This window comes from Candidatus Bathyarchaeota archaeon (assembly GCA_026014735.1).
Classification (GTDB): Archaea; Thermoproteota; Bathyarchaeia; order Bathyarchaeales; family Bathycorpusculaceae; genus Bathycorpusculum.
In genome coordinates this window covers 880,983-906,862 of record JAOZHT010000001.1, presented here as the reverse complement: position 1 = coordinate 906,862, position 25,880 = coordinate 880,983, and the positions used below count along the sequence as shown (strand labels likewise).

Annotated in this window: 26 protein-coding genes; 17 read left to right on the top strand and 9 right to left on the bottom strand. The window is 42.7% G+C overall.

Going from position 1 to position 25,880, the window contains the following annotated elements; genetic code table 11:
- Nucleotides 1-136: 136 nt before the first annotated feature.
- The 3 genes from NWE93_04710 to NWE93_04700 all read right to left on the bottom strand — a co-directional run bounded on the left by NWE93_04710 (nt 137) and on the right by NWE93_04700 (nt 5,025).
- Entirely contained in the window at nt 137-3,223 is a 3,087-nt protein-coding gene (locus NWE93_04710) for a DEAD/DEAH box helicase family protein (GenBank protein MCW3999518.1), read from the bottom strand.
- Between the two features lie 147 nt (nt 3,224-3,370).
- Nucleotides 3,371-3,745, bottom strand: coding sequence for a hypothetical protein (locus tag NWE93_04705; protein ID MCW3999517.1), 375 nt, complete (start codon nt 3,743-3,745; stop codon nt 3,371-3,373).
- Nucleotides 3,746-4,290: 545 nt separating this feature from the next.
- Complete coding sequence (locus NWE93_04700) at nt 4,291-5,025, bottom strand: hypothetical protein (protein ID MCW3999516.1); 735 nt, start codon at nt 5,023-5,025, stop codon at nt 4,291-4,293.
- Between the two features lie 359 nt (nt 5,026-5,384).
- On the opposite strand from NWE93_04700, the gene NWE93_04695 reads away from it, so the two are divergent.
- From NWE93_04695 to NWE93_04665, 7 genes are all read left to right on the top strand, one after another.
- Complete coding sequence (locus NWE93_04695) at nt 5,385-6,725, top strand: hypothetical protein (GenBank protein ID MCW3999515.1); 1,341 nt, start codon at nt 5,385-5,387, stop codon at nt 6,723-6,725.
- Nucleotides 6,718-7,188, top strand: coding sequence for a hypothetical protein (locus NWE93_04690; GenBank protein ID MCW3999514.1), 471 nt, complete (start codon nt 6,718-6,720; stop codon nt 7,186-7,188). The genes NWE93_04695 and NWE93_04690 overlap by 8 nt, the downstream gene beginning before the upstream one ends.
- 213 nt (nt 7,189-7,401) lie before the next feature.
- Nucleotides 7,402-7,839, top strand: a complete 438-nt coding sequence (locus NWE93_04685) for a hypothetical protein (protein MCW3999513.1) — start codon at nt 7,402-7,404, stop codon at nt 7,837-7,839.
- 90 nt (nt 7,840-7,929) lie between these two features.
- A complete protein-coding gene (locus NWE93_04680) occupies nt 7,930-8,217 on the top strand; it encodes a hypothetical protein (GenBank protein MCW3999512.1) in 288 nt (95 codons plus the stop codon).
- Between the two features lie 14 nt (nt 8,218-8,231).
- Nucleotides 8,232-9,953, top strand: coding sequence for a hypothetical protein (locus NWE93_04675; GenBank protein MCW3999511.1), 1,722 nt, complete (start codon nt 8,232-8,234; stop codon nt 9,951-9,953).
- A gap of 7 nt (nt 9,954-9,960) precedes the next feature.
- Complete coding sequence (locus NWE93_04670) at nt 9,961-12,402, top strand: hypothetical protein (protein ID MCW3999510.1); 2,442 nt, start codon at nt 9,961-9,963, stop codon at nt 12,400-12,402.
- A 16-nt stretch (nt 12,403-12,418) separates the two neighbouring features.
- Nucleotides 12,419-12,874, top strand: coding sequence for a hypothetical protein (locus tag NWE93_04665; GenBank protein MCW3999509.1), 456 nt, complete (start codon nt 12,419-12,421; stop codon nt 12,872-12,874).
- Between the two features lie 13 nt (nt 12,875-12,887).
- Here NWE93_04665 and NWE93_04660 read toward each other — a convergent pair whose 3' ends face one another.
- The gene (locus tag NWE93_04660; GenBank protein MCW3999508.1) at nt 12,888-13,931 is read right to left on the bottom strand and encodes an endonuclease NucS; all 1,044 of its coding nucleotides are present in this window, start codon (nt 13,929-13,931) and stop codon (nt 12,888-12,890) included.
- Nucleotides 13,932-14,072: 141 nt separating this feature from the next.
- Between NWE93_04660 and NWE93_04655 the strand changes: the two genes are divergently transcribed.
- Nucleotides 14,073-14,891, top strand: a complete 819-nt coding sequence (locus tag NWE93_04655) for a hypothetical protein (GenBank protein ID MCW3999507.1) — start codon at nt 14,073-14,075, stop codon at nt 14,889-14,891.
- A 4-nt stretch (nt 14,892-14,895) separates the two neighbouring features.
- Here NWE93_04655 and NWE93_04650 read toward each other — a convergent pair whose 3' ends face one another.
- On the bottom strand, nt 14,896-15,648 hold the full coding sequence (locus NWE93_04650) for an integrase (protein MCW3999506.1): 753 nt from the start codon (nt 15,646-15,648) through the stop codon (nt 14,896-14,898).
- A gap of 267 nt (nt 15,649-15,915) precedes the next feature.
- On the opposite strand from NWE93_04650, the gene NWE93_04645 reads away from it, so the two are divergent.
- The 4 genes from NWE93_04645 to NWE93_04630 all read left to right on the top strand — a co-directional run bounded on the left by NWE93_04645 (nt 15,916) and on the right by NWE93_04630 (nt 19,566).
- Nucleotides 15,916-17,007, top strand: a complete 1,092-nt coding sequence (locus NWE93_04645; protein ID MCW3999505.1) for an ABC transporter substrate-binding protein — start codon at nt 15,916-15,918, stop codon at nt 17,005-17,007.
- Between the two features lie 163 nt (nt 17,008-17,170).
- Nucleotides 17,171-18,184: an iron ABC transporter permease gene (locus NWE93_04640; protein MCW3999504.1), complete on the top strand. Its 1,014-nt coding sequence runs from the start codon at nt 17,171-17,173 to the stop codon at nt 18,182-18,184.
- On the top strand, nt 18,184-18,936 hold the full coding sequence (locus NWE93_04635; protein MCW3999503.1) for an ABC transporter ATP-binding protein: 753 nt from the start codon (nt 18,184-18,186) through the stop codon (nt 18,934-18,936). Before NWE93_04640 ends, NWE93_04635 begins: the two co-directional genes overlap by 1 nt.
- Nucleotides 18,937-18,948: 12 nt before the next feature.
- On the top strand, nt 18,949-19,566 hold the full coding sequence (locus NWE93_04630) for a class I SAM-dependent methyltransferase (protein MCW3999502.1): 618 nt from the start codon (nt 18,949-18,951) through the stop codon (nt 19,564-19,566).
- Nucleotides 19,567-19,598: 32 nt separating this feature from the next.
- Here the strand turns inward: NWE93_04630 and NWE93_04625 are convergent, their stop codons facing one another.
- On the bottom strand, nt 19,599-19,994 hold the full coding sequence (locus tag NWE93_04625; GenBank protein ID MCW3999501.1) for a CopG family ribbon-helix-helix protein: 396 nt from the start codon (nt 19,992-19,994) through the stop codon (nt 19,599-19,601).
- A 122-nt stretch (nt 19,995-20,116) separates the two neighbouring features.
- Here NWE93_04625 and NWE93_04620 point away from each other — a divergent pair, with 122 nt between their 5' ends.
- Genes NWE93_04620 through NWE93_04610 form a run of 3 tightly spaced genes read left to right on the top strand, consistent with a single transcriptional unit; the run spans nt 20,117 to nt 22,713 of the window.
- Entirely contained in the window at nt 20,117-21,079 is a 963-nt protein-coding gene (locus tag NWE93_04620) for a zinc ABC transporter substrate-binding protein (protein MCW3999500.1), read from the top strand.
- A 46-nt stretch (nt 21,080-21,125) separates the two neighbouring features.
- The gene (locus tag NWE93_04615) at nt 21,126-21,911 is read left to right on the top strand and encodes a metal ABC transporter ATP-binding protein (GenBank protein MCW3999499.1); all 786 of its coding nucleotides are present in this window, start codon (nt 21,126-21,128) and stop codon (nt 21,909-21,911) included.
- Nucleotides 21,901-22,713, top strand: coding sequence for a metal ABC transporter permease (locus tag NWE93_04610; protein ID MCW3999498.1), 813 nt, complete (start codon nt 21,901-21,903; stop codon nt 22,711-22,713). Before NWE93_04615 ends, NWE93_04610 begins: the two co-directional genes overlap by 11 nt.
- Before the next feature lie 504 nt (nt 22,714-23,217).
- On the opposite strand, the gene NWE93_04605 is transcribed toward NWE93_04610, so the two are convergent.
- From NWE93_04605 to NWE93_04595, 3 genes are read right to left on the bottom strand one after another with little or no spacing between them, the layout of a single operon-like run.
- A complete protein-coding gene (locus NWE93_04605; protein MCW3999497.1) occupies nt 23,218-23,469 on the bottom strand; it encodes a hypothetical protein in 252 nt (83 codons plus the stop codon).
- The gene (locus tag NWE93_04600) at nt 23,459-24,109 is read right to left on the bottom strand and encodes a 4Fe-4S ferredoxin (GenBank protein ID MCW3999496.1); all 651 of its coding nucleotides are present in this window, start codon (nt 24,107-24,109) and stop codon (nt 23,459-23,461) included. The genes NWE93_04605 and NWE93_04600 overlap by 11 nt, the downstream gene beginning before the upstream one ends.
- The gene (locus NWE93_04595; protein ID MCW3999495.1) at nt 24,106-24,429 is read right to left on the bottom strand and encodes a metalloregulator ArsR/SmtB family transcription factor; all 324 of its coding nucleotides are present in this window, start codon (nt 24,427-24,429) and stop codon (nt 24,106-24,108) included. The genes NWE93_04600 and NWE93_04595 overlap by 4 nt, the downstream gene beginning before the upstream one ends.
- A gap of 259 nt (nt 24,430-24,688) precedes the next feature.
- On the opposite strand from NWE93_04595, the gene NWE93_04590 reads away from it, so the two are divergent.
- Both NWE93_04590 and NWE93_04585 read left to right on the top strand, forming a co-directional pair.
- Nucleotides 24,689-25,396: a DUF4013 domain-containing protein gene (locus NWE93_04590; GenBank protein MCW3999494.1), complete on the top strand. Its 708-nt coding sequence runs from the start codon at nt 24,689-24,691 to the stop codon at nt 25,394-25,396.
- 272 nt (nt 25,397-25,668) lie between these two features.
- Entirely contained in the window at nt 25,669-25,800 is a 132-nt protein-coding gene (locus NWE93_04585) for a hypothetical protein (GenBank protein ID MCW3999493.1), read from the top strand.
- The last annotated feature ends 80 nt before the right edge of the window (nt 25,801-25,880 follow it).

Below are 25,880 nucleotides of genomic sequence, written 5' to 3'. Positions count from 1 at the left end.
GCGATCTTTTTAGGTTAAACGTTAGATTATTTTTTCAACATCCAACAACCATGCTGATGGTAGATATCCTAAATTAAATGTGTTAATCCTGCACGCATTGTTGCACTACCGCTTTCCAATACCAATTAAAAAACAATCATGAAGAGCACAAAATACTAAACTTGGCACCGACTTCAGAAATAGCTTGCCAAGTTGAAAGGATAAGAAACTCTATTTGAAGAATCTCAGGTGAAGGCTTTTTAGCATTTCTCTTTTTCTCAAATTCAGTATAAGAAAATTCGTCACCAAGAAGAACCCAAACCTCCCTAGTTGACGACGGGTCTCTAACAACCTTCGTGATCCTCTTCCATAGTTCTTCCGGTTCCCCAGTGCCTTTTCTAATACGACTATCCACAATACCGGCTACTTTATTACAACTCCACTGACCAGACCATAGAGCTAAATTTGGAGGCGTTTGAACATTCATGGGTTGTAAAAAAGCCAAATTTTTCTTTACTTGACCAAATACTGTTTGAAGAGCAGACGCCGATACTTTGTGGGGACCCTCAGCCTTTGCATGAATAAGTATCACCCGTTTGTTATTCTCATCGAGAGCTATAAAATCAGCAATTTCACGTCCCATGTCATCGCAAACAAGCAGATCGATCTTATGCAGTTCTTTCAGCTCTTCGTACTCATCAAATCGGTCTATGAACCCAAAAAGAGAATTCTCTTCCCACGTCGATCGTCCTTTGTAATTAACGACAGCAGTACCCTTTTCACTTTTAATTTCTTTTAGTATCTTTAGAGGTTTAAGGATTTTAAGGAGATCAATGCCACCGGAAAGCACGCCTCCAATCGGTATATTTGGTTTATAGAAATTGGAGTGGGCATAAACAAGTTCTGGAACATCAAATACGATGCGGAAGCATTGCTCTCTGTTAAGATAACCAATGATACTATTACCAATTTTAGGGTTATTTTCTTTAGGAACGTAAGCCAAATCAAGAGAGCGGCACTCTAATCGGTATCGTTTACGCTTTTCATCGTAATTGATATCAATAGTATAATTCACTGAATTTGCTTCAAATGGAAATTTGCGATTCAAGATTTCACAATGAAGATTTGGTGAATCCAATGGCTGCCCCTTTTGTCCTTCAGGGTGTTTTGTTTCAAAATAGTCGAGAGCTTCGCCAAAATCTATCAAAATACTAAGTGGCTCTGGATTACCTGAGACGTCTATGAACTTTGCATATCTATCAAAAACGGACAATAATTTCGGTTGATTTTTCAAATTGCTTTCGATGTTAATAAGCGCCGTCTCTATCTTTTTTAGCCATTCGCAATACTCTTCGTATGAAATATCTGAAGAAGATGAGTCGGTAATTCTTCCTCTTGAAAGTCCAACATATCTTCTAGTAAATTTGGAGTCAAAATTAGTGTAGCCTCTTGAAGTCGTAGGAAAACAATAAAAATCGCTGAGATTAGGCGAAATTTCAGATATTGAATAAGCTTCGATCGTTCGTCGCCTAAAACTGCTAGAGCTCAAGTCACTGTTAAATAGCGATAATTCGTTTATTTTTCCGTCGTTTGTAAAAAGGCCTTCTAGTATGTCAGGCCCTACCCGCTTGGTTGTTTTGGATAAGTATTTGCTTGAAAGCCCATTTGAATCATAGAAAAAAATGTACTTGCCAACTTTCTTACAAACAGTAAAGCCCAGGTGGAATTCTATGTAAGACCCTTTTAACAATACGGGCGAATTATAAGCCCAAACATATGCCACAAACAGAGTATCCATTTCAGGGCGTGTAATCTTTCTGATTTCAACATCTGAACGTTCCCATTCACTCTCAATCGCTTCTTTTAAGTCATCAAAACTAAAGTTGTCTTTAGCTATGTAACAATTCGCAGAAAAAGGAAAACGGAAGAACTCATGAACATTTTCAGAATCTACGTCAATTCTCTTTCTGAAATCGCCATCAATGTACCAATAATTTGGTTGAATATTTACGCTTAAGTCATACCTTGACCTACGCTCATAGAGAGGCGGGTTTTCCTCAAAGCTATATTCATACGCAAGGTAGTTTTCCCAAAAAGCTTTCTGCGTACCATCAAAGATATTATTTAATACATATACTGTTTGGTTTGGCACGCATTGAGCATTTCGTGTTATCCGGCCTATTTGCTGGATTACTGACCGTGCATTGTTAAATGGTTGATAGATTCCCAGAAGGGAAAAAGAGGGATCATCAATTCCTTCCATTACTTTACTTTCGTGTACCCAAAAGATTGCATCTGTCTTGTCAGGTCGAGGAACGTTCTTGTAGAGAAAACCGCTCCTGCAAAAGATATCATGAATTCCTATAGCGCTGACGCCAGTTTGATTTAACAAATTAGCAATGAGACGTACTGCTTCACCGCTTTCACATCTAACGATAACACGGGCTTCTTTACCTAAGGATTTTTTTACTTGCGATTTAACGGCAGCAAATTCTGGGCCATTATAAAACTTTACTAACTCAGAGACAAATTCTTCTGCTGAACTCCATTTCAAGCCTTGAAATTTAATATCTCTTATATAATTTTCCTTAAGCGCTCTTTGATAAGGATAAATGTACATGAAGTTAGGATTTACATTGAACATTCTATGGTCGTTTCTATAAGGTGTTGCAGTTAACAATACTACAGGAACGTTGAAACTCCTGGCGGCTTTTCCCCACTCGGGAGCTGGTTCACGGTGCCCTTCATCAAAAATGACTAGACTAATCCTACTTCCTAATTCATTATATTTCTTATCCTTATTTTTGTTGGCATAAATTTCATTTAGCGTCTGTATGTTACATAAAAAAATGGCATCTTTGCCTTTGGTTTGAGTCAGGGTTTCTTCGATTGTTGAAGGTGTAAATTCTCGAACAACTTTTGGTTGAATAGCATCGCCATAACCAATTTTTTCCCAAAAATCATCACCGATCTCATATCGCAGCTGGGTTCGCACTGCCTCCCATGGCTCAAGTATTAAAACTGATCCTTGCCAAGAATACTGGGATAGTACTGCTATCACACCACTCTTACCGGTACCTGTTGGCATACGAATAAGTGCTGATCCGTCTTCTGCGCGCTTAAAGTCCTTTAAATATCGGTCTATTGTAGATAAGGCCTCTCTTTGGTGGGGCCATAGTTTTGGCATAATGACTTCTATGCCAAGTTTCTTGCCTATCATCTCACTAATTTTGTTATCAGGCAATGTTACCGCTTAGTTAGCGGTGTGGCGTGGGCTTAAGAATTTTTTGGTTTGTTTACTAATTTGCTAACCGTCTGAATATCCGGAAATTTATGAATAAGCATCGCTGCGTACAAGAGGTGAAAAAGTAAAGTGCACGATAGAGCTTATTTACTGGTTAACAATGCGCCTTTGTTCTAGCATCTGCCTTACTTTACCGATATTCCACGCGATTTCAACATCAACATCAGGACACTGCGCTTCAGGACAGCAATCATCAGACCCACAACAAGCTTTATCCTCATGCCAATGAATCGGCTGCTGTCCACAGGTGCAAATAAAACTCGGGTCAATAAGCGTGTAGGTTGTTACTCCGTTTTGGGCTTTTTCCTCAAAGATGTGCCATTTAGCTTTGCTTATTGCTTCTTCTACCTCATATGAAGTAATTTTTGGCTGAATTAGCTGAATCTGCCTTGTTGTTAACACGAGTCGATTCTCTAAACTTGCCCTTAGGAAACGCTCGAAGCTTGTTTTAGTTTTTCCCATAAAAACACCTTTGGTTAGTTTCTGCTAAACTCTAACAAATTAACAAAAATTAGACGGTCAACCAAAGCAACAGAAGTAAACTCTTGACAGACAGCAGTGCATTTGTTGGCTAAACAGCATTTATCGAGATTTAAGCAGTTTATACACCGCTCTAACATGCTTTTCTTCTGTCTCAGCACAATGTTGCTTCTATTCATGACTATTCGACCAGCTTAGTAATTATAACCTGCATTTTATCGGGCAATTCATCAAACAACTCGCATTCGGCGACGTCTTCTTTTAATGGCTCCTCGCAAGAAGAAAAAACGGCGCAATTCAGACATTTATTCAAGTTTAGAATCTTTAACTTACGTTCAATACTTTCTATCTCACTCATTTTAATCATCAAAAAAAACTGATTAAATACGACACAATGGAAGGTCAAGTAAGGACACTAAAATCTAAAAATAGAAAATAGAAGATAAAAACCAAATTATCGCTGGTATATGGAAAGCGTTTTTTTGAGAAATCGGGTGGTCTTGAAGTAAGCGACTAACAGTCAAAAGCTAATTTGTTTTTTCAAATTTGCTAGAAAGTTGCGGATAGGAATGGAGTATCTCTTTAAACTTATTACCCTGCTGAACTACCGTTTGGTAAACTGGTATTACTTTGTTAAGCACACGCTTCAAGTCAAAGTCTAGCCTATCATCGTATTTGCCGATTAAACCAATAGCTTCAGAGAGTCCCTCCGTGAATATCCCTTCTTTAGCGGTGGAGAAAATAATGCTTTCAACAAAAAGACTTGCACTTGGTTTATAGTGATTTGTTGGTGATAAACAGTATTTTATTTTTAGTGGAAAGATTTGACTAAGCTTTTGATTGTTTTCCCATTCGGACGCAAAGCTAAACCACGGATTGAATGTCTCATTTGGATAATACTGCTGCACCGTACCCCATTTTTGCCTTACTTCTCGATCCGCCATAAAGATGCGTTCGAGCCCGCGCCAAGTTAGACAATATAAATCAACATTCTCGTGCTTGATTTGTAGAGAATTTTTTTGTGTTTTTGGCCTTCCTGGGCTGCTAGGTGGCTTGGTTTGCTGTCCGCATTTTTTCACGTACCCGTTGTCACAGAGAATGCTTAATCTTTCAAGTATTGTTGATCGTGGTATTTCGGTTATTCCAGCCTTGGTTTTTCCGCTTGATCTGCCAGCAAGTGTATACTTTGACGCGAAACCATTCAATGCAAGTGCTTTCATAATGATAATCGCTTTTTTATCTATCAAATTATTGCGTGCCATTATGCCGGACTTCCAAGGGACTCTTGGCTTAATGATGATATATTTTTTAAACCATTCGTCAGCTAAGGTGAATTAAAAAACGTTAAATAAAGAACAAGAAGCAAAAGAAAACGCTGAAGCCCTTAAGCAATCGGAGCTTATTTGGAAAGACAGGCGAGATTGTGAGGTTAAAGTTATAGCAGAGGGAGAAACAATTGCTGTAAGAGTAAGGCTTCAGCATCATAATAAAATGGTGGATTGTAGGGAACTTGTGGCCGATTTTAGTGGCCAAGTGGATATTGCACAAGCAATCGACTTCGCTCTTGATTTCTATGAACTCGGACGATCCGAAGTAGAATGGTTGAGGTGTTGCAAAAAATTTGCAAATAACGGACGAGAGGATAACAATGGCATCTGATGTTTCTCAAAATCCCCTAGACATTGCCCAAGAGCACGGACGGAAAATCGCTGGCGAAATAGGCGCAGAGACATTTATGGAACTCGAACTATCTTTTGCAACTACAAGACTTCCAAGATTCAGCAACAACCCAACGATACGAACAAATCAGCACGTATTATTATACCGAGACCAAGGTTACCTAAAGAGCACAAGCATCGACGAGTTCATCAAATGCATTCCTGAAAGCTACAAAATCGAAAACGTTAGTGGGTGCAGTACCGAGGTCTTGTTTGGTAGCATTAGCAATGATGGAACACACATAACACCACCACTCTTTGTCGATACAGACATAGCAAAAATCGACGAATTAACAAGCTTTCTTGGCTCAAGTACCCAAATGCGCGACAAAGTAAACGTTCTCAACACCATCATGGAAAATGGGCAAGTTAGCAGACACCTGATAAAATTAAGCCAAGAAGAGTTCCCAGCTAAAAAAATAAGTGCCTTACGAGAACAAGGGATTCTTTATGACCCCTGCAAAGGTGAATTAAGCTTCTGCTCAAGAGCGACATTTTGGGCAGCTACACGACCAATAGACAACCGAACATACACTTACCTAAAAGCTTCCGGCCACCTCTACCGATATCATGTCGTTCAGAATGAAATTTCTGACGAACAGGCGAAGAGCATTCTTATGGAGGATACAAAACTGGACTTGGAACTACGCCAAAAACTAAAGCACACAAATATTGAGCTTTCCAAGGTCTCGGTTAAGACTCTAAATACGCCTTCAAAAAGCACTCAACAAACAATCATAGAATCGCTATCGGACCTAATTAAAGACGAGTTCAAAGTTGAGAAAAAACGGTTCGCTGACATCATAAACGTTAGAACTTGGGGTGATATCCTCAGAGAAATGGCAGCTCACGCTTTCATAAGAAACGCGGTTGAAAATAATTTTAGCAATTTAGAAAAGGTTGAGTACACTGCTGAAGACGAAGAATTCATAATGAAACGACTCGGTCACTTTATTGAGTTCAAGGTAAACCCCTGGTTTGTCGAAGACTTTACAACCTCACGAAAGAAGAAAAAGCGACCGCGAGAAGAAGTAAAAGAGCTAATATTGGAACTCCTCAAGTCTGGCCCCAAACAACATATGGACATCGACAGATACGCTAACGACCATACTTCTGTATGCACTGCAACGATAAGCAACACACTAAGCCAAATGGTGAATGAAAAACAGATCTACCAACCGAAGCATGGCTTTTACGCGCTCTATAGCGCTGAAGCTGAAGATGGGGGTTTGATTGGTGAATAATAAAAGCAATTTAAAACAATATCAGCAGCGGATAAGCGATCTCCTCGATGAATTCATAATGCTTGAAATAGAACATTCCTACTACGATGACAGAAAAAGAGATCGATTCATGGAAGAAATGAAGCTATTCGCTCCACAACCATTCGTAGAACAGCACTTACTGGTTCTTCAATTGCTGAAGCATATCGCTAAGCGTGAAGCTGAGGGGACGATTAGAACAAAAACAATGTCAGATGGCACAATTAGAACCTATGATGCTTTGGCACATGCCCTTCATTGCTGTGGAACAATTGAACACTGGAAAAAATGCCCAGAAAACGACTGCATAATGGATAATTCAATGCCGACCTGCCCCTATTTCAAAGATATAGTAAACCGATCCTACATTGATACTAAAATCATTGGTTTAGACAACGACCCGAAAACAGGTAAAGAGGAAAAGGAGAACTCTGGAAAGCCCTAACCAGATGTTTTCTATTTCCTATTTTTTTAATTTATTATTAGCTTAAATTTTTAGAATAAACATAAAATGAAGCTTATTTAAGATTTAGAAATTAGTAAACAACAAAGCGGTTACAATGATTTTAGTGGTATGTTGCAATGAGCGTGCGCTTTACTAATTTCAATTAGTTAGCTTCTTAAGTGTATAGCGCTAACTGTAAGTAAGTGATTTGTCTTGAGTCAAGACATTCTATTAGAAAAGGCTCTGGAATGGCTTAATGCTAATATCGGTAAAGAATTCGAATCGCCAAGAGCCGGTTTTTCAAGGAGAAGAAGGTACAGCATAAGAATTATTTGTGTTGATAATGAACGTGTTAAGGTTGAATTCGTTGGTAGCAAGTGGCCAGCTTTACCACTTTATTTTTGGATGTTTCAAAGAGTAGTCGAATACCTTCAAGCTAATCGGGAACATGCGGTAGTTATAGGTGCTAAATTGCAACCACCTTATGAAGTCGGTTCCTTGGAAGATGAAATCTGGAGAAACAGCACCTTATCCCAGTACAAAACTGCCCCTCATATTTGTGATATTTTATCATTGGCAAACATTGTTTCATATACCAAGGCTAAGAACACTAAGGGTAGAATGGTACAAGCAGTCAGGCTATCGAAATAGAAAGCGGTAAATAAGGAAAAAGCTTGCCAAATTAGCGATACCTCGAGTTATAATACCAAACTTTATTTACCGATCTAGCAACTAAGGACTATGTCCAAATTAGATTGGAAAGTAATTGAAAGTAGATTTTGCAGCAATTCTATTAGTAAAACTAAGACGGGCAAGTCATTTAAGGTCTTAAAAATAACTAAGGAGGAAATAATAATAGACCTTCCTGCTAAAGAGCAATACGTTAGCAGAAAAAATCTAGAAAAAGCAGTTGAACTACTAAGCCAAGGCACTGTAATTGGAGGACCAGCGGATTATAGGCGATTAGTAGCTGACGAGCGTCCGGCTTATGCATGGGCTATTCTTAGAGACTTTGGGTTTGTCAAATAGTTATTGGGATTAACATGTCAACGCTTAATCCAGTCTGGACAAAACAAATGACTATTGGTTCACAAACACTTGATCCTTTGGGCTTTGATAAGATAGCTGACCGAATAACAACTGATATGCTGACTGGAATAGTGGCTTTAACCACTAGAGCTCGTTATTATTCGTTCTATGTTTGGGCAATCAAGAACGTGATAGAAAAAGAACAACTAAAAACTCTCAAGGATTTCCAAGTAGCTTTCTTTGACCGTGAAAGAGCATACACTATGGCATGTATTGCTCATAACGACATAATGCATAATGATGAAAGTCACTCAAGTATTCAAGGATTAAGGGATTCAAACCCAAAATGGCGAAATAGCGGATCTAATATTGACCTTAAAAACTTTAAACACTTACATAACGACCTTGGTGGTTACGGCTATTATTATCAAGCATCAATTTTTAACTTAGGATTAACTAACCAAGATCAATTACGCCATACACTCACTCCCTTAGGTGAACGCTTAGCTAATGCTTTTGAAGAGAACATAGCAAAGACTAAGTATTTTACAGAGTTTATTGGAAAAGATAGCATACCTAAATCCGTTTTTTATGATTACGGAGAGAATTGCTGCCTTTGTTTGCTCCCAAAGAACAATTTAGAAAGGAACATGCTCCGAGAAATAATTCTTGGAACAAACGAAGAAGCGATACTTTTTGGTAATAACAAGGACAGGCAGCGTACCCTCGCATTGCTAATGCATATTGTTGATAGCATTGGAAGTAAGTACGAAAGGGTTAATGATCAAGTCTTTTTAGATATTCTATACTTTAGGCAATACCTTTTAGATGAAAATGCTACGGATTATTCTTGCCCTCAACCATTGGAAGACACTCTTGATAAATGGAAACAGTTTAGAGCGCACGACTATTTTTCTTTCGCTTGCGAGACTTTTCTATGCTGCTTTTTAAAACAATTGAGCATAAACAAGAAAGACGGATTGTCTTTAGAGCAGTTTGTTGCACTTTTCAACACTCAGCAGTCAATTGACGAATTGAATAAATCAATAATTTCTAACTTTAAAGGAGAACCAAGTGACCTTCAGCTAACCAGAATTATTAACTTCTTAATTAAATCGGTCCTCTCGGACCAAAGCGAATGGGACAGAAACACCAGTCTCGAATTTGACTTGAAATGCAATCTACTTGTAGAATACAATGAAAGCGCATTAATTCAAGAACTATACAAGGAAGTTAGAGCAGGCACCTCTGATTTGGTGTGGCACTTAACGCAGGCTTCTGTCGTTCTCCTTTTAATTTACTTGCGATTCTACTGGAGATTGACATCAACAAATGAATCATGGAGATGGTTAATTATACAATCTAAAGATAGGTCGAGAGAAAAAACTGACCTTGGCGTTGCACGTTTCGTTAATGAATTAACCATAAAGCTAGAGAACCAATTTTCGCTAAAAGATTTTGTTTTTTGGATCTCCCATGATTACATTATTACTCAGGCGATTACTATTAACAACGTAAAAGAACGTAACTCCTCATTATATAATCTCCCAAAAACCTGGTTCCATGAGGATGGAAGTGTCTATAGGCTCGATAGAGACTACACACCACGATTGAGAAACTCACGATTTAGCACATGCACGTCTATTTTGGATGACTTAGGCTTAACTACAACTGACAACGGAATTCACGAACTCACTATTGATGGAAAGATTTGGTTGAAAAAACTATTATTGTGAAATCACTATGTCGCCGCCAATTCATAAAGAATTTATTACCACTCTTAAAGAAATTGATAGTGACTTCGACAATATTCTACTGGGTACTTATGGATTCGATTGTGCTTTTTTTGAGGATGTTCTCTTAAACATATTCCAATCAAAAGACGCTAGTACAATAATTTCATTAATCGATCGCTCTCATTATGAGAGTACTTTTAAGAGCGCTAAAAATGCTGGCGTTTCCTATTTTATTGAGCCCATTTCACATAGACTCTTTCACCCTAAATTTGTCTTAATGACGTCAGAATTCGAAGGTACACTTATAGTTTCGAGCGCTAACATGACGAAAAACGGTCTAACAGAAGATGCTGAAATTTTCACGCTAATAAAATACACTCAATCAGAAAACGACAAAACAGTACTTTCTCTCTTCTTTGAAATGAAGGAGTTTCTAAAAGGTTTAGTGACTAAGGGGTACATAAAAAGTGATAAACACATTGACCGTTTAAACAAGACGCTTCAGGTACCTTGGCTTAACCAATCGCCAATTATTCCTCAAAGAACCGACTGGATATTACATAATCTTGACAACGGTATTCTAAAACAAACAAAGGAGATACTATCAGGAACTGAGGTAAGGACCATTAAAATCTTGTCTCCGTTCTTTGACACAGCTGGGACCGTATTAAAATATATAACACGTAATTTTTCAGGACGAATAGAACTTTATCTACAACCTGACCGAGCGTATAATGTTCCTACCGAAGTAATTGATCTATTAGCAAACGAAGAGAAAAAGCTTAAAGTATACAAAGCTTCGTTCAAAGGCAGCCCTAATAGGTTTATTCACGCAAAAGTGATCATATTTGAAACAGATAGGGGAACCTACTGTTTAACTGGAAGCGCTAACAGCACAAGCGACGCTTTAATGTTAAACAGTAATAGTGGGAATATCGAATTAAGTCTTTTACAATATAATGTGGATAAGACTGCCTTTCAATACCTGCTTAACAATAATGAGTTGATTTTAGAACAAATCTTCCCTAACGAGCTTACCCCTAATATTGGAGGTATGTCGTCAAATGGCGAGACTTCTGATTTCTATTTAGACGATGCAAGGCTCGAGGGCAGTAAGCTTATCTTAGAATTTGAGCCTACAAAAGAAGTATTCGAAAAAGCCTTTGTAGAGATTAACAGTCCTTCAAAAACAAAGTCTATACTTCTTAACGGTAGAATCACTGAAAACGGACAATTCGTTGAAAATCTCAGTGAAGAAACTAGTCGATACTGTGAACAATCTGCTTATGTAACACTCACTTTAACGAATGACGCCTCTTGTAAAATAGTCTCTAACAAGCGTTGGATTTCAACCGAAATGCTTGAAAAGTTTCCTAGAAAAAGAGAGATACGCTTAATTGAGAAAACCCATGGGCGAGCCGGGTTTATCACGTTGCTTAATCGGTTGGATGATGCCGCAGCCGATATCCCAACAATGTTGTTGTATTACTTAAGATTCCTGGATTTTGGAATTCTAGCCGAAACCTTGGATGAAGCAAGAGCAAGGTTTATTCATAGAACTGGTGAAGAAGGATTAGAGGACTCATCTCAGATATACGATGGATTTGTGCTCGATGCTACGGATGTTTTAAAAACAATACTATCCAGAAACGAGAAACGCTTTGTAGAGTTAACTGAAGAAGTAATGGTTAACCAAGATCTCGAAGAAAGAGTAAGGGATATCTTTGATTTCTTTATTTTTATTGAAAAAATCATAATTTGGTTTATTTTGCGAAAAAATACGAGCCCATCAAATGTTATTGAGATTATCGAAAGGATGAAACGATTGGTTGGAAGTAACAACCGATACTGGTATTATCGAGATCAAATTGGGTACTTTCAAAAGCTCAAGTGCAAAATTGGAAACAAACATTTCCTAAAAATCATTGAAAGTTTAGATGTCTTGCCTCAGTTTGTGCTCCTTTCAATGATCATATTGAAGCTTGTAAATAGTCAGCCCCAAGAAAGGTCTTTTTTAAAAAGACATCTTACAGAACTATTGCAAAATGCTAGCTTTAATGGCGAGGAACAAACTGGTCTTCAATCGATACCTTTGGAAAAAATGAAAAAAGCCATTGCTGAATACAAGGAATTTGAAAACTTGTCGTTCTCTCCGAAGGATATTATGGAGATTAACGCAATGCTCAAGGCGCCAATAAAGGAAAAATTTTGCAGAGCTTGCAAGAAATCAACACGATACAGAATTAATTCTGAAGAATTTCTCTGTCCGGAATGTGCTAAAAGTCTTTTGAAGCGTCCGGGTGAATATTTTGCCCTTACTCAGTGCCCTAAATGCGGTTACAGAGGTTGGGAAAAAACGCAAATGAAGGGCAGCAAACCTATTCAATGGTGCCCTAGAGATGGCATGAAAAGAGAGGAGACAGATGCTAAATTTTACCTTCCAGTTTAACGTAGGAGGATTATAAATGCGAAATAAACCTTTAGAGCTTGAAGATGATCAACTTAGGGATACACTCGTTCAGTTAGCGTTAGAATGGGAAAAGAGGTTTGCTGTAGCACCACGGATTACTTGTGATATCGCCGAGTATGATGCTGCAAAACTTGTTAAAACGAGTCTAAAGATAGGGTTAGGTAGAAAAACCGAAGACACTGCTGTGACTAAAGGTTGTGATTTTTGTATTGGTAAAGAAAGGTATCAGGTTAAATCTAACCGGCCAAGCGGCAAAACGGGGAGCGTAGTTACGCTTGTTGGCAAAGCACAAAATTATGATTGGGATAAACTAATTTGGATACTTTACGACCGAAACTACAAAATACAAGAAGCATGGATGTTTGATGTTACTAAGTATAGGCAGTTGTTTGAGTCCAAAAATCGTCTGTCACCTCAAGATATGCGCAAAGGAACTCGTCTACGGTTATAGCATTATCACATTATCATTTCCGTCTTGCTAGTTCTATTATGAAATCGGCTGCTTCAGATGCCTTGTTAAAGAAGCCCTCGTAACCAGAATATTCGCCAGTTGCACTTGTTTGGTATTCCCAAGGTTGCTTGTTACTAGGTAGAATTGACTCAGCTTCTTCCTTGCTTAGCCGGAAGTATTCTAATAATCTCTTGAGATAAACTTTGAATTTAACTCCATCTTGAGCGTTACTTTCGCCAGGTACCAAACTAAGAATTGTTTTGTTTATTCCTTGTATGTTTCCTACAAAAGCTATGGTTGATCTAGTAGTGCCTACATAATCAAATAGTGGTGTTAGCCTATCAACAAGGTAGTAATATAGCTCATTAACGTCTTTTTCTTCAGCTATAGCTTGAAGTTGCTCCATTGTTAAATTACTTGTTCTCTTAGATGGTCTTGAAATCTGCGCAATTTCTGCTTTTTCTTGTTCAATTAAAAAAGTCCTTGCTGCATACTCGTTTTCGCCATCTTTGAAGTAGTTGAAGGTCAGGGCATTTATAGGAACTCCATAGGTTTCAGAAAGATAATGAATTATCCTTTCTGTCGAGCTATCGATTTCTGAGCCAACAATAAGCATTTGGTGTTCTTGATTAAAGATTGAGGGTAAATCATGATTGAACTTGGCTTGGTAGACTTCTATTAGGCTTGGTTGGCAATATTTCTCTGCAATTTCTTGAATTTTATCTGCAGTCAAAAACCTAACCCAAGAAGCGTAATCTAAGATTTGAGCTGAAATTTCACGTGGTGTCTTATCGCGCTTTAATTCCACTATTACTAAGTCGCCATTTTCAGTCATACATAATACGTCGATGTATCCACCAAAGTCTGTGGGAACTTCTCGACCAATAACAAGATAATCTGGCGAGATAATGGAAATGTCAGAAATAATCCAGCTCTGCAGTCTCGCTTCTAAACCTACTTTGGATTTGGTGATCTCTTTAAGGCTCTCTTTCTCTATTTTCCAAAGTCTAATTGTCTGGATAGAAGAAACTGCGTTAGTACTATTAGGTAGGGACATCGAACATTAACCCGTATGCTTGATGTTAGCATAAGATATTAATAATAAAAATCTAGGCAATCCACCAATTACCAATCCCTAATTAGCCAAACGCTTTTATACAAATCAACCGGAAACAGTCGATAACCAGAGAGTGCAAAAATGGCTGAAGTTCAAGTTAACCCAGAAGCATTTCAAGAATCTATCACTAAAGAGCTAGAAGCGGTAAAGGACCGAGTTAGAAATCTTATAGGAAATGCGAATTGGGGTGAAGATGGACGGTATAAGGAAGCTGTGCTAACGAAAATTATCAAGCGATTTCTTCCATCAAACTTGTCTGTCGGTACTGGTTTCATATTAAAAGCTGAAGGAAGACCCCCTCACAATGGGCGAATGGAAATTTCTAATCAACTTGATATAATTATATACGATAATCGGGTGCCTGTTTTATTTTCGGAGGGATCTTTAGTAATTGTTTCATCTAGTAGTGTTAGAGCTATAATTGAGGTTAAAACAAAGATTGCTAACAATGAAATTGAGGGAATCCTGAGGAAATCTATTGAAAATGCAAAAATGGTAGGTGACTGCCTAAAGTTTAATGGAGTATTTTCTTATGAATACGGGAATGCTTCAATCGAACGCTTAAGTGAAGCTTTAGAACCTTTAGGTGAAGATGGGAAGTATGTAAATCATACTTCTTTGGGGTCCTCAATATTCATTAAATATTGGTCCGAAAAACGACCTGAAAATGTATCGGATAATGGTTGTAAGACTTTCTATGGTCTTTATGATTTTTCTGTAAATGGTGGAAAGAAGCTTTCCTTCTCATATTTTATCTCAAATTTGATCTACAGTATAACAGTAGAAGATTTAGCTGATCGATTATGGTTACTATTTCCAGTGGAGGACGGTAAGGAAAGCGTTAGAGTAGGTACAGCATGTTTACAGCGCAGAATTGCAGTGAATCCTGCCACGCCATAATTTACTAACTTGATTCCCCTAAACTCATGATGGCTTGGAGGGTTCTTTCTTTTAGTTCATCAAATGAAGGACTCCAATAGTGCCTGATAAATATTGACGGCGGTATTCTTCCCTGCAACAGATCAACCTCTTCTTTGATTAAGCCGTTCCTTACCATGAAGGTTCCGAAGTAGTCTCTTAATTCATTTGTTCGGCAGCGTATTTTTGCTCTTCTTAGTCGTTTCTTTATTGCATCATAGCTTACTGGTTCACTGGCTGCTACGCTTAGAACAAGCTCTTTTGGTAAGAACGATATGTAGACGTTCTTTGTACCGCGCAAGAAGACTTCTTTGTACTTGAAATGCTCAAGCAAGCTCTTTTCTTCATTATAGTACTCGGATAGTTTGCCTTGTTGGTTTAGCTCTATTATTTTGTTAAAGGCTGCTATTCCTTCGATTTTTCTAAGACCTGCTAATCTTAGAAATTGGAAGAACAGCTTTTCGTTAGGTCTAAGAACAGAGGAGGCTTTTGTGTACCACTCCATTAGGTCTGAGGCAGGGTTGGTATACAAGCGCATAAAGGAACCAAAGGCGTCTGCTCTGAACAGTTTGATTCCATAGCTTTTTAGTTCAGCTTTGAACTGTTCGTGGATTCCTAAGTATTTTGATAAAATGACAAGTGATTTTACAGTTGTGTTCTTGGTTTTAGGTGGAATTAGGTCGAGGTCTTTTATGCTTCCTTCTAGGAGTATGTGGCTGTATTTTTTGCTGTAGGTCATGATGCTTGGTGCCCATGTTTTGGCGTATTTGTGGTAGACCCATTCTTTGTATTTGTCCCAATTTAGGTCTTGATGGCGCGCTTGACGTGCAGAAGGTCGCTGGTTCGAATCCGGTTCGGCCCGCCACTTCTTGCTTATTTTTGAGATTCGCCATGTCTGGGTTGAATATTGGGTTGTTGCTTCCAGAAATATTTATTAGCACTCGCCAATTGTGTGTTACTCAACTTAAAATTAGTAACAACTCGGTAATTTAAGGAAAGTGAGCAGATGGGAAAAAACAAACTCTTCGCCTTTGCGGCGATAGCAATAGTGATAGTCGCCGCCATAGGCGCAGCCATAGTCCTAACCCAAAACCAAGCCCCCCCTGAACCCGCAGCCACCACAGTCACCGACGCATTAGGCAGAACCGTTGATATCCCCGAAAACATAGATTCAATCTACTGCGTTGGCGCATGCTCGCTGCGGCTGGTATCCTACTTCGACGCCGCCGACAAGGTCCAGGCAGTAGAGCCCGCAGGAACCTTTAACACCTTAGATGACCAAACCTACTACCTCATCAACAAAGCCGACTATTCCAAGCTGCCCCAGATAGCCAACACCCCCGAAGCCATCCTGCAGCTCAACCCCAGCCTCATCATCACCTCGCTCCCAGAGGACACAGCAACCGCGGACACCCTGCAAACCCAAACAGGCATCCCCGTCTACGTCATCAACGCCAATCTCGAGTTCGGACAAGCCTTCTATAACCAAATGACCTCGCTGGGCACGTTGCTGGGCGAATCGGCCAGGGCAAATCAGCTTAACGAGGGCATCGCAGGCTTAATCAACGACATCACCTCAGCACCTGCTGATGGCAGCGAAAGTGCATATGCCTGCGGCATGTTCTACTATGGTGGAGCATCCTTCCTCAAGGGCTCAGGCAACTACCTGCCCTTTGACTACTCCAACGTCACCAACGCCATTGAGCCTGCCGCTAACCGCCAACCCTACGTAATCACACTGGAAACCCTCATAGCCGCAAACCCCGACTACATATTCATCGACAGCATCGGCGTTAGTACATGCGTAACTTCTATCAACGAGGGCATCGCAGCCAAAACCGGATTAGGCAGCGTTACAGCAATCAAAGACGGCAACCTCTACTCGACGATGGTGTATAAGTGCTATGGCACCAACTGGGATAACCAGCTAATCAACGTCTACTACGTCGCATCAGTCTTGAATGGCAACCAGTATAGTTGGAACTTCGAGGATAAAGCAAACCAAATCCTGCAGCTATTCTATCCCGACACCACCATGACCTATCAGGACATAGCGGCTGCCCAGACAGGCAACGGATGCAGCAAAGTCACGCTGTAAACGTGCTTGTTAATTAACCTCTTTTTCATCTTTTTTTGCGATAGTTGCATAACCCGTGGAGTGAAAACCGATATCGAAGCATCAAGGCGACAAAGAAGCATTCGACATCTACGAGGACAACCAAAAAGAAGGCAACCAAATCTCCAAAGTATACCGCGGATTTGTGAAACGCAAACGCCTTTTCCTCATCGCCGGCGTACTTGTGCTATTTATCTGCGTTATCGTCGCCGCAATGAATGGCCCCATAAACATACCTTTCCAAGACGTTATCAAGTATCTCTTCACTTTTGACACCTCTGGAATGGGCGGCACCATCTGGAACATCCGCATGGTCCGCATCGTCGGCGCCCTAGCCGCAGGCGCAGGCTTAGCCGTCGCAGGCGTTGTGATGCAGTGCATCCTCCGAAACCCCCTTGCTTCGCCCTTCACATTGGGGATTTCCAGCGCCGCCGCTTTTGGCGCCTCCTTCGCCATCATCTTTCTGGGAGCCGGCAGCAGCCTAACCAACGTGGTCTCCATCAACAACCCCTATGTAACAACCATCTGTGCATTCGCCTTTTCTCTGCTGGCCACCGGCGCCATCCTGCTGCTCACCAAAGTTACCCGCGTCAGCGCCGAAACCATGATACTTGCGGGGGTAGCCATAAGCGTCATGTTTTCCGCGGGGCTATCCTTCATGCAGTATATAGCTACGGATTCGCAGCTGGGCAACATCGTATCCTGGACGTTTGGTGACTTAGGCAAAGCCACCTGGTCATGGAACACGCTGATTCTGGTGGTGTTTCTGCCTGTGGTACTCTACTTCTTCTACAAACGCTGGGATTACAATGCCCTCGACGCAGGGGAAGACACCGCCAAAGGCTTAGGTGTTAACACGGAGCGGGAACGCATCATCGGCATGATATTAACCGCTGTGCTCTCAGCCGTGATTGTTTCCTTCTTCGGCATCATAGCATTCATAGGGCTGCTTGGGCCCCACATCGCCCGTATGCTAATCGGCAGCGACCACCGCTACCTCATCCCCCTCTCCATTATCATAGGCGCCATCATCCTGCTCATAGCAGACGCAGTCGGCCAAGTTATCCTCTACCCAGCCGTCATCCCCGTAGGCATCATCACCTCGATGCTCGGGGGACCCCTCTTCATCTACCTGCTGATTAGGAGGTATAGGCGGTAATGTTCTTCGAAGTCAACGGCGTCAGCTTTGCTTACCGCAGCAAAAAAGTCCTAGACGGAGTCACCTTCGCCGTAGAAAAAGACGATGTGGTCTCGATTTTGGGACCTAACGGCGTGGGCAAAACCACCCTAATTAAATGCATAAGCAAGGTGCTCACGCCAAACGCTGGCGCAGTATCCATCGAGGGCATGGATCTTCATGGGATGAGCAAAAGAGACATCGCCAAAAACATCGGGTACGTGGCGCAGAAAAGCGAGACCTCCAAAACGACGGTGTTTGATTCGGTGCTGCTGGGGCGCAAGCCGCATTTCGAGTGGGATGCAAGTGAAAAAGACATACGGTTGGCGGGCAGAGTGCTTCATCTGCTGGGCCTAGATGCATTGTCCCTCAAGTATGTTGACGAGATCAGCGGGGGCGAGTATCAGCTGGTGCAGATTGCAAGGGTTCTGGTTCAGCAGCCCAAGATAATTCTGCTCGATGAGCCCACAAGCAGCCTGGACCTCTCCAATCAGCACATGATAATGCATCTGATCCGAAACATAGTTAAGAAAAACCACATGGCCGCCATCATGATTATCCATGACCTCAACTTGGCCTTCCGTCACTCCGACAAGTTCATTCTGATGAAGGACGGCGGCGTCTATGCGGTCGGCGGACACGAAATCATTACGCCGGGAAACATTCGGGTAGTATACAACATCGACGCTTACGTCGAGACTGTCCGAGGGATACCTGTGGTAATCCCCATGTAAGGAGAGAAAGCAATGGAGCAGAAAAAAATCAATCCGAAACAAAAAGACTTCTTCAACCAAAAAGCAGCGGTATGGGATCAAATTACCATTCATAACCCCGAAAAAGTCGCGTACATAAGTGATTTACTCGCCATTCAAGGGTCGGATAAGATTTTAGATGTGGGCACAGGCACCGGTGTCATGATTTCCTTCTACGAAAAACACCTCTCAGACGGCTGTGTGATGGCGATTGATTATTCGGAGAAGATGATTGAGGCCGCCCAAGCCAAGTACCCCAAAAGCCTCCATCCTAAAGTTAGCTTCCATGTCTGCGATGTATATGGATTGGGTTACTCTGAGGAATTCGATTTAGTGGTATGTTACTCCTGTTTCCCCCACTTCGTCGACCAGCCCTTAGCCATACAGATATTGACTAGGGCACTAAAGAAGGGGGGGCGCTTGGCAGTGGCGCATTCAGATTCAGCCGATAAAATCAACGGCGTCCACATGAACGGCGGGGTAGAAATAAAGAATGACTTCTTGCCCAGCATCGAGCGGCTTAAGCAGATGATGAGAGAGAATGGACTTGAGGTTACTTTTGAAAGGGATGACAAAAGCTATTTCATATGCATAGCTGAAAAGCACAGGTGACACCATTTTTGGTTTGCAGTCACCTAAACTGGCTATTTCTGAGTTAGCACGGAGATTTTTATCTGCATTATTTGCTCGTTTTGCCGCAGGTTATCGACGAATTTCCGAATAAGCTCAGCTTGCCCGTTTAAAATTATGACCTCCAAGCAAAAGCCCGGGTGGATGTGCGCATGGAGAAAGGTGGAGACTAACCCGCCGTAGACGTGTTGGGTTTCGAGGAGGCGGCGTCGGTCGGCGTTTTCTTTGTAGATGAGTGTTATGGTGGCTACGGCGTTGCCTTCTAAGTCGTCTAGTTTTAGATCCTCGGTGAGGTATAGCCGTAGGGCTTGCCGTGCGAGTTCGGAGCGGCTTACGAAGCCTTTGTCTTTTATGGTTTGGTCGATTTGTTGTATGAGGGAGTCGGGGATTGAGAGGCTTATGATTACCATTATTTTCGCCTTGCTAGAATTGACGGTAGACGTTAATAGCTTTTATTAATTTTTGCTGAAATAGCCCCCATTATTATTAATGATTTAAGAATGTTTAATAATGCCTCGGTTTAAGCGTCCCTATGAACAGCAAACAAAAAATCTTCCTCGCAGCCATAATCATAATCGCAATCGTCGGTTCAGCCATAGCCGCCGCCCTCTACACAGCCACCCCCAAAACAGACAAACTCCAAGTCGTAGCAACCTTCTACCCACTCGCATACCTGACCGAGCAAATCGGCGGCGACCAAGTCCAAGTAACCCAACTTATCCCCAGCAACACCGAAATCCACAACTGGGAACCCTCCGCCTCCAACATCGCCGCTACCCAAGACGCAGACATCATCATCTATAACGGCGCAGGCGCAGACCACTGGATGGAAGACGACGTATTACCTGCCTTGTCAGATACCCAAACCAGAACCGTAGTCGAGACTACCTCTGGATTAACTCTTATAGCCAATCAGGAACATGAGCATGAACATGAAGCAGCCGAAGAAGAACATGACCATGGCGCCTATGATCCCCACACATGGGTCAGCCCCTACATGGCAAAGCAGCAGGCAGAAAAAATCTACAATGCCCTAGTCCAAGTTGACCCTGAGCATGAAAGCTACTATACATCGCGTTGGCAGAGTTTAGAAGAAAAACTTGAGCAGCTAGACAGTGAATACAAAACAGGGCTTTCTGAGGCAAATAAGAGCGCAATCTTTGTGTCTCATGAGGCATTTGGATATTTAGCTTCACGCTACGGGTTTGAGCAGCATGGCGTTATCGGTTTATCCGCCGATGAGCAGCCCAGCGCCGCCACCATAGCCGCATTAGTCAGCGAAATGAAGCAGCAACAAATCTACGTGGTCTACGTTGACCCCGTTTACTCAAGTGAATACGCCAATACTATCCGAACCGAAGTCCAAGCGCAAACTGGGCACAGCGTAACCATCCTTGAACTGTACCTGATGCTGGGACAAACCGACAACATGGATTATCTGGAGCAGATGCAGACAAATCTCACCAACCTTAAAACTGGTTTGGGCGCAGCTTAACGCTAGGTAAATATTGCTGAACCCCAAAATGGTAGAGCAGAAACCTATGCCAAAAACCACCCCTATTTTAGAAGTCCAAAACCTCTACGTTAACCGAAGCAGCGACCCCGTCATCGAAGATGCAAGCTTCACAGTTAACCGAGGCGACTACGTCGGTATCGTGGGCCCCAACGGAGGCGGAAAAACCACACTTCTAGGCGCTATCCTGAACTTTCTACCCACAGCAAAAGGCACCATCCGCCTCTTTGGCACAGAAACCACCAAATTCACTGCGTGGGAAAAAGTTGCCTACATCTCCCAGAACGCCACCAGCTTCGAAAACGAGTTTCCGTTGACTGTAAGGGAGCTGGTTTCTTTGGGCTGCATCCGCAAGGGCAACGTGGGGCGCCGGTTTAGACATGAAGATTGGGCGGCGGTGGATGAAAGCATCGATTTCATGGGGCTGCGTGACGTTGCCAACAGACGGATTGGGCAGCTTTCAGGCGGGCAGAAGCAGCGTGTGTTTGTGGCAAAAGCGCTGGCGCGAAAGCCTGAGTTGATTTTTCTCGACGAGCCCATAGTGGGTGTTGATTCGACTGCGCAAGAGCGTTTCTACAAGAAACTCAGCGACCTAAACACCCAGCGGCAAACCACCATTCTTATTGTAACGCATGATTTAGCATCGGTTTTCTGCCGCATGTCAAAAGTGCTATGCGTCAACAAACAAGTAGAAGTAGCCCAAATAACCGAGGACTTAGACGCCAACCAACTGCTTAAACGTGCCTACGGCGACCACTTCCACTTTGTATTCCATCGACATGAATGCACAGGGGTTTTCGAACATGAGCGCTGATCCGTTGAGCCTATTTGGCTACCAGTTCTTCCAGAATGCGCTGGTCGGCGGCATAATTGCAGCGGTTGCCTGTGGCTTGGTGGGGATGTTTCTGATTTTAAAGAAAGAAGCCATGGTGGGCGATGGCCTCTCGCACACGGCGTTTGGCGGCATCGCGTTAGGACTGCTTTTGGGCATAAATCCGCTTTTAACAGCGCTGGCGGTCTCGGTGCTGGCGGTTTTCGCTATCTCGTATATGCGGCGGCGGAAAATCACGACGTCGGATTCCGCGATTGCGGTTATGTTGGCGCTGGGTTTCTCCACTGGGTTAATCGTGATTAGTTTAGCCGGCGGGTTTAACGTGGAGCTCTTCAGTTACCTCTTCGGTTCCATATTGACCATTGACTGGGCCGATTTGGCTTTGGTTTCGGTTTTGGGTATGTCGGTTTTGCTCTTCATAGGGTTTTTCCGGCGGGAACTGCTCTCGATGGTGTTTGATGAGGAGGATTCGCGGATTATGGGTATACCCACAAGGGCGCTTTCGATGGTTTTTGATTTACTCGTAGCCGTCACAATCGTCTTGTCGATTAAGGTCATCGGCACGATCCTTGTGGTGGCGCTTCTGGTGATACCGGGACTCTGCGCGCTTAAACTGAATTTTTCGTTCCGCAAGACTCTGCTGGCAGCGGTTTGCTTTAGCATAATTAGCACCGTTATTGGGATTATGCTCTCTGCCCTGTTTAACATCGTGACTGCAGGGGTTATTGTGTTTGTTTTGGTGATGTTTTTCCTCTTGACGCTGCTTTATAAGAAGCTGTCCTGATTCGGCAGGAAAATGGAGAGAAATGCGGCAAGGTAAACCCGTTTAGGCACTAAATCGGGGGTTTATGTGTCTAGACGCCTTTTTGGGGTTTCAGCCGTTTACTGCCAGCTGAAAGGTTTGCCTTGGCGCACAACCGGTGGGACTTGTTGTTGGTAGAGTTAAGTAGCACCCGGTTTCGGTGTTACGTTTTTACTTGAAAGTAACACGAACATATAAGCGTTCCGCCCCAAGCACACCAAAACACCAAACAAGCCCTCAAAAAGCAAACTCAAAAAACAGAAAAGTGGCTTTCACTGGCGCTTGTCCACGCAACCCGCTTAATGTCAAAGTTGGGCCTCCCGAGTTCACATAGAGACTACGGATAGGGTACAGGTAAGGGGCTTTATGCGTGCATACCAAGCGGCACTAAGTGAAAGCCAAAATACATTCTGGCACGATGCCTTTTAGGGTTTACGGATATCCAAGATTAATTACAAATATATAAAAAAATTAAAGATAAAGAGCCTAGTGTCTACGGGAATCGATTATGGCTCGGCATTTGTCCGCGTACTGGCAGTATTCAAGGCATGCCGCGGAGGGGTCGGGGCGTTTCCATTCGGCGCCGCAGCTGGGGCAGGTGGTTTTGTCTTCGTCGCTCCAGATTTCGAGTTCTGAGCCGCAGACGTGGCAGTTGATGTAGGCGGGTTTGGGCTGCAGCATGTCGCGCAGTCCTGGGCAGGTCTCGGGGTTTTTGGCTACTGGTTTGTCAGAGCTCAACGATTTCACCTCCCACTTTGACTTCGAGTTCTTTAACTGAAATATGCTTGCCGGATGCCTCCAGGGCTTTGTTGACTGCCCATTTAAGTCCAGTGCAGCAGGGCACCTCCATATGCATAACTGTGACTGCGCCGATGTTGTTGTTTTGGAAGATTTCGGTGAGTTTCTCTGCGTATGCTCGTGCATCGTTGAATTTGGGGCAGCCGATGATGACGTATTTGCCTGCCATGTGCTGCTGGAAGCTTTTCAGAGCCACAGGTGCACAGTCGGCGGCAAGCAGGATATGCGCGTTTTCGTAGAAGGGGGCTTTGGGGGGGACGAGGTTGATTTTTACTGGCCACTGGGGCTTTTTGGGTACATTGGCTGCTGTTGTGGCGGGGGCGATGGGGGTTTTGGCGGCTTGGGCTTTGTGGAATTCGTGGACTTCGGCTTGGCTGAAGGGGTCTGCTTCCCGCTCCGTGATGGTTATGGCTCCCTGCGGGCACTGTCCCAGGCATGCGCCTAAGCCATCGCAGTAGGTGTCCTTGACTATTCGTGCTTTTCCATCGACGATTTGCAGTGCGCCTTCGACGCATTTGGGGATGCATGCGCCGCAGCCGTTGCAGAGGTTTTCGTCTATGTTAACGATTTTTCTTTTCATGCTTGTTCCTCCCTTAGGCATTTTCCGCCTGTGGGGCAATATTTTTGGGCGTGGTTTTCGATGGCGGCAAAGATGGGGATTATGGTTTCGCGGTTGACGAGGTAGATGTGTTTTTTTCCGTCTCGTTGTATGGTGATGATGTTGCAGTCGAGGAGGGGTTTGAGGTTGTGGCTTATCATGCTTTGTTCTTGGTTGAGTGCTGTGGCGAGTTCTCCTACGCTCATGGGTTGTTTTAGGAGTTGTTCGATTGCGGCGAGGCGGGTGGGGTTTGCGAGGTTGGTGAAGAAGCGGTAGCAGGTTTGGTTTAGGCTTTTTTTCATTTTTCCACGCCTGTTAATATGAACTATATTTCATATGTTGTATTGTTCATATAAACTTGTTGGTGGGGCATAAACTACAAAAGGGCTCAGGACACAATCAACACTCTAAACTCAGATGGAACCGCATAACCCATATGCTAGAGTAATATGCATTAACTGAAGAAAAAAACCGTCAAAAATTAGCATAAACCCACTTAAGCCCTCGCCAAAAATCTTAAATTCACCTATGCAAGCAATCAATCAAGGGAAAGGGGAGTAAATGTTAACATCAGAATTTAAAAACGCATACCAGTACACACTCGGAGTAATCGAAAAAAACCAGTATATCCTAATCATAGCCTGCTTAATACCATTCCTAAACATACTTGTCCTAATACGTTACGTTGATAAAATCGTAAAGCAACCCACCAACAGCACCAAACCGCCTCGGCTGACAAAACCCAACTGGGCCGAACTAGTCATGTCCCTTCTAAAAATCGCTGCTGTCGGCGCACTTTGGGGTGTCATCGCCGTTGCATTGATGGCTGTTGTGGGCTTGGGTTTTGGCGTGGGCATATTCGGCGGGTTTGGCAGTATTTTGCGGCTGGCTGAGGAGTTTAGTGCAAACGTGCTTGGCGCCGCGTTGGCGTCTATGGCGGTGTTCTTTGTGGTAGGCATATTTGCGGTGATAAGCGAGGTAAACATGATTAAGCGCCAGAATCTGATGGCTGGGTTTGCCTTCAAAGACCTGCTGGGCAGCATTTCCCGCATAGGCTGGGTGCGCTATTTGCTTTTCATCTTTGCCTCATTGGTCTCATGGCTTATTGTGATTTTTGTCAGTTCCCAACTTGGCAACTTCCTTCATATCGGCTTATTCGCCGTAAGCTTAATGGGCATATTTGCGTTGCTTCCCATAACTTTTTTGGCACGGGCAATCAGCGTACTGTACGACAATTACCAGTTTCCCCCACCGCCACCTCCACCCTAGCGGTTTGGGCGCCTTTCTTTTCTTTATAGTTGGTAGCGGTCAAAATCCGCTGAACCCGTATCGGGCGTAACAAAATAGAACACCATACCGCACGCTAAACATTTGACCTCTTGGTTTCTCTGGCGCTCCACTCGGGGTGAACCACATTTTGGGCAACGCATCAGCAATCCATCCAAGCATATCTTGCCTTTCTCCCTTAAATATTCCATCGTCATCCTTGAGGGCAACGTTTTTGAGCGTCTGCAACCCTTAATGTGCAAGGTTGAGAGATTTTGTCTAAAAAAGCCAAGAAAGCTGAAGGTTTAGAAAAACACAAGCAACTTCTGCGTGAAAAAGAGCAGAAACGCAAAGAGAAAAAACAGGTATCGCTGCCTGCCAAGCACGCCGCCAAAGGCAAAAAGTAGCCCCAGTCAGCGCCACAGTTTCACCCATTTTTTGTAAGCCAATTCTCGCTATCCAGCATCCTTTGGGGTCTGTCAATTGT

Excerpts from the sequence above, each read along its gene's own strand:
- NWE93_04615 (MCW3999499.1), top strand. The coding sequence starts at position 21,126 with ATGCCAAAAACCACCCCTATTTTAGAAGTCCAAAACCTCTACGTTAAC.
- NWE93_04630 (MCW3999502.1), top strand. The coding sequence starts at position 18,949 with ATGGAGCAGAAAAAAATCAATCCGAAACAAAAAGACTTCTTCAACCAA.
- NWE93_04665 (MCW3999509.1), top strand. The coding sequence starts at position 12,419 with ATGCGAAATAAACCTTTAGAGCTTGAAGATGATCAACTTAGGGATACA.
- NWE93_04670 (MCW3999510.1), top strand. The coding sequence starts at position 9,961 with ATGTCGCCGCCAATTCATAAAGAATTTATTACCACTCTTAAAGAAATT.
- NWE93_04700 (MCW3999516.1), bottom strand. The coding sequence starts at position 5,025 with ATGGCACGCAATAATTTGATAGATAAAAAAGCGATTATCATTATGAAA.
- NWE93_04610 (MCW3999498.1), top strand. The coding sequence starts at position 21,901 with ATGAGCGCTGATCCGTTGAGCCTATTTGGCTACCAGTTCTTCCAGAAT.
- NWE93_04680 (MCW3999512.1), top strand. The coding sequence starts at position 7,930 with ATGTCCAAATTAGATTGGAAAGTAATTGAAAGTAGATTTTGCAGCAAT.
- NWE93_04650 (MCW3999506.1), bottom strand. The coding sequence starts at position 15,648 with ATGACCTACAGCAAAAAATACAGCCACATACTCCTAGAAGGAAGCATA.
- NWE93_04675 (MCW3999511.1), top strand. The coding sequence starts at position 8,232 with ATGTCAACGCTTAATCCAGTCTGGACAAAACAAATGACTATTGGTTCA.
- NWE93_04590 (MCW3999494.1), top strand. The coding sequence starts at position 24,689 with ATGTTAACATCAGAATTTAAAAACGCATACCAGTACACACTCGGAGTA.
- NWE93_04645 (MCW3999505.1), top strand. The coding sequence starts at position 15,916 with ATGGGAAAAAACAAACTCTTCGCCTTTGCGGCGATAGCAATAGTGATA.
- NWE93_04705 (MCW3999517.1), bottom strand. The coding sequence starts at position 3,745 with ATGGGAAAAACTAAAACAAGCTTCGAGCGTTTCCTAAGGGCAAGTTTA.
- NWE93_04600 (MCW3999496.1), bottom strand. The coding sequence starts at position 24,109 with ATGAAAAGAAAAATCGTTAACATAGACGAAAACCTCTGCAACGGCTGC.
- NWE93_04655 (MCW3999507.1), top strand. The coding sequence starts at position 14,073 with ATGGCTGAAGTTCAAGTTAACCCAGAAGCATTTCAAGAATCTATCACT.
- NWE93_04660 (MCW3999508.1), bottom strand. The coding sequence starts at position 13,931 with ATGTCCCTACCTAATAGTACTAACGCAGTTTCTTCTATCCAGACAATT.
- NWE93_04635 (MCW3999503.1), top strand. The coding sequence starts at position 18,184 with ATGTTCTTCGAAGTCAACGGCGTCAGCTTTGCTTACCGCAGCAAAAAA.
- NWE93_04625 (MCW3999501.1), bottom strand. The coding sequence starts at position 19,994 with ATGGTAATCATAAGCCTCTCAATCCCCGACTCCCTCATACAACAAATC.
- NWE93_04595 (MCW3999495.1), bottom strand. The coding sequence starts at position 24,429 with ATGAAAAAAAGCCTAAACCAAACCTGCTACCGCTTCTTCACCAACCTC.
- NWE93_04620 (MCW3999500.1), top strand. The coding sequence starts at position 20,117 with ATGAACAGCAAACAAAAAATCTTCCTCGCAGCCATAATCATAATCGCA.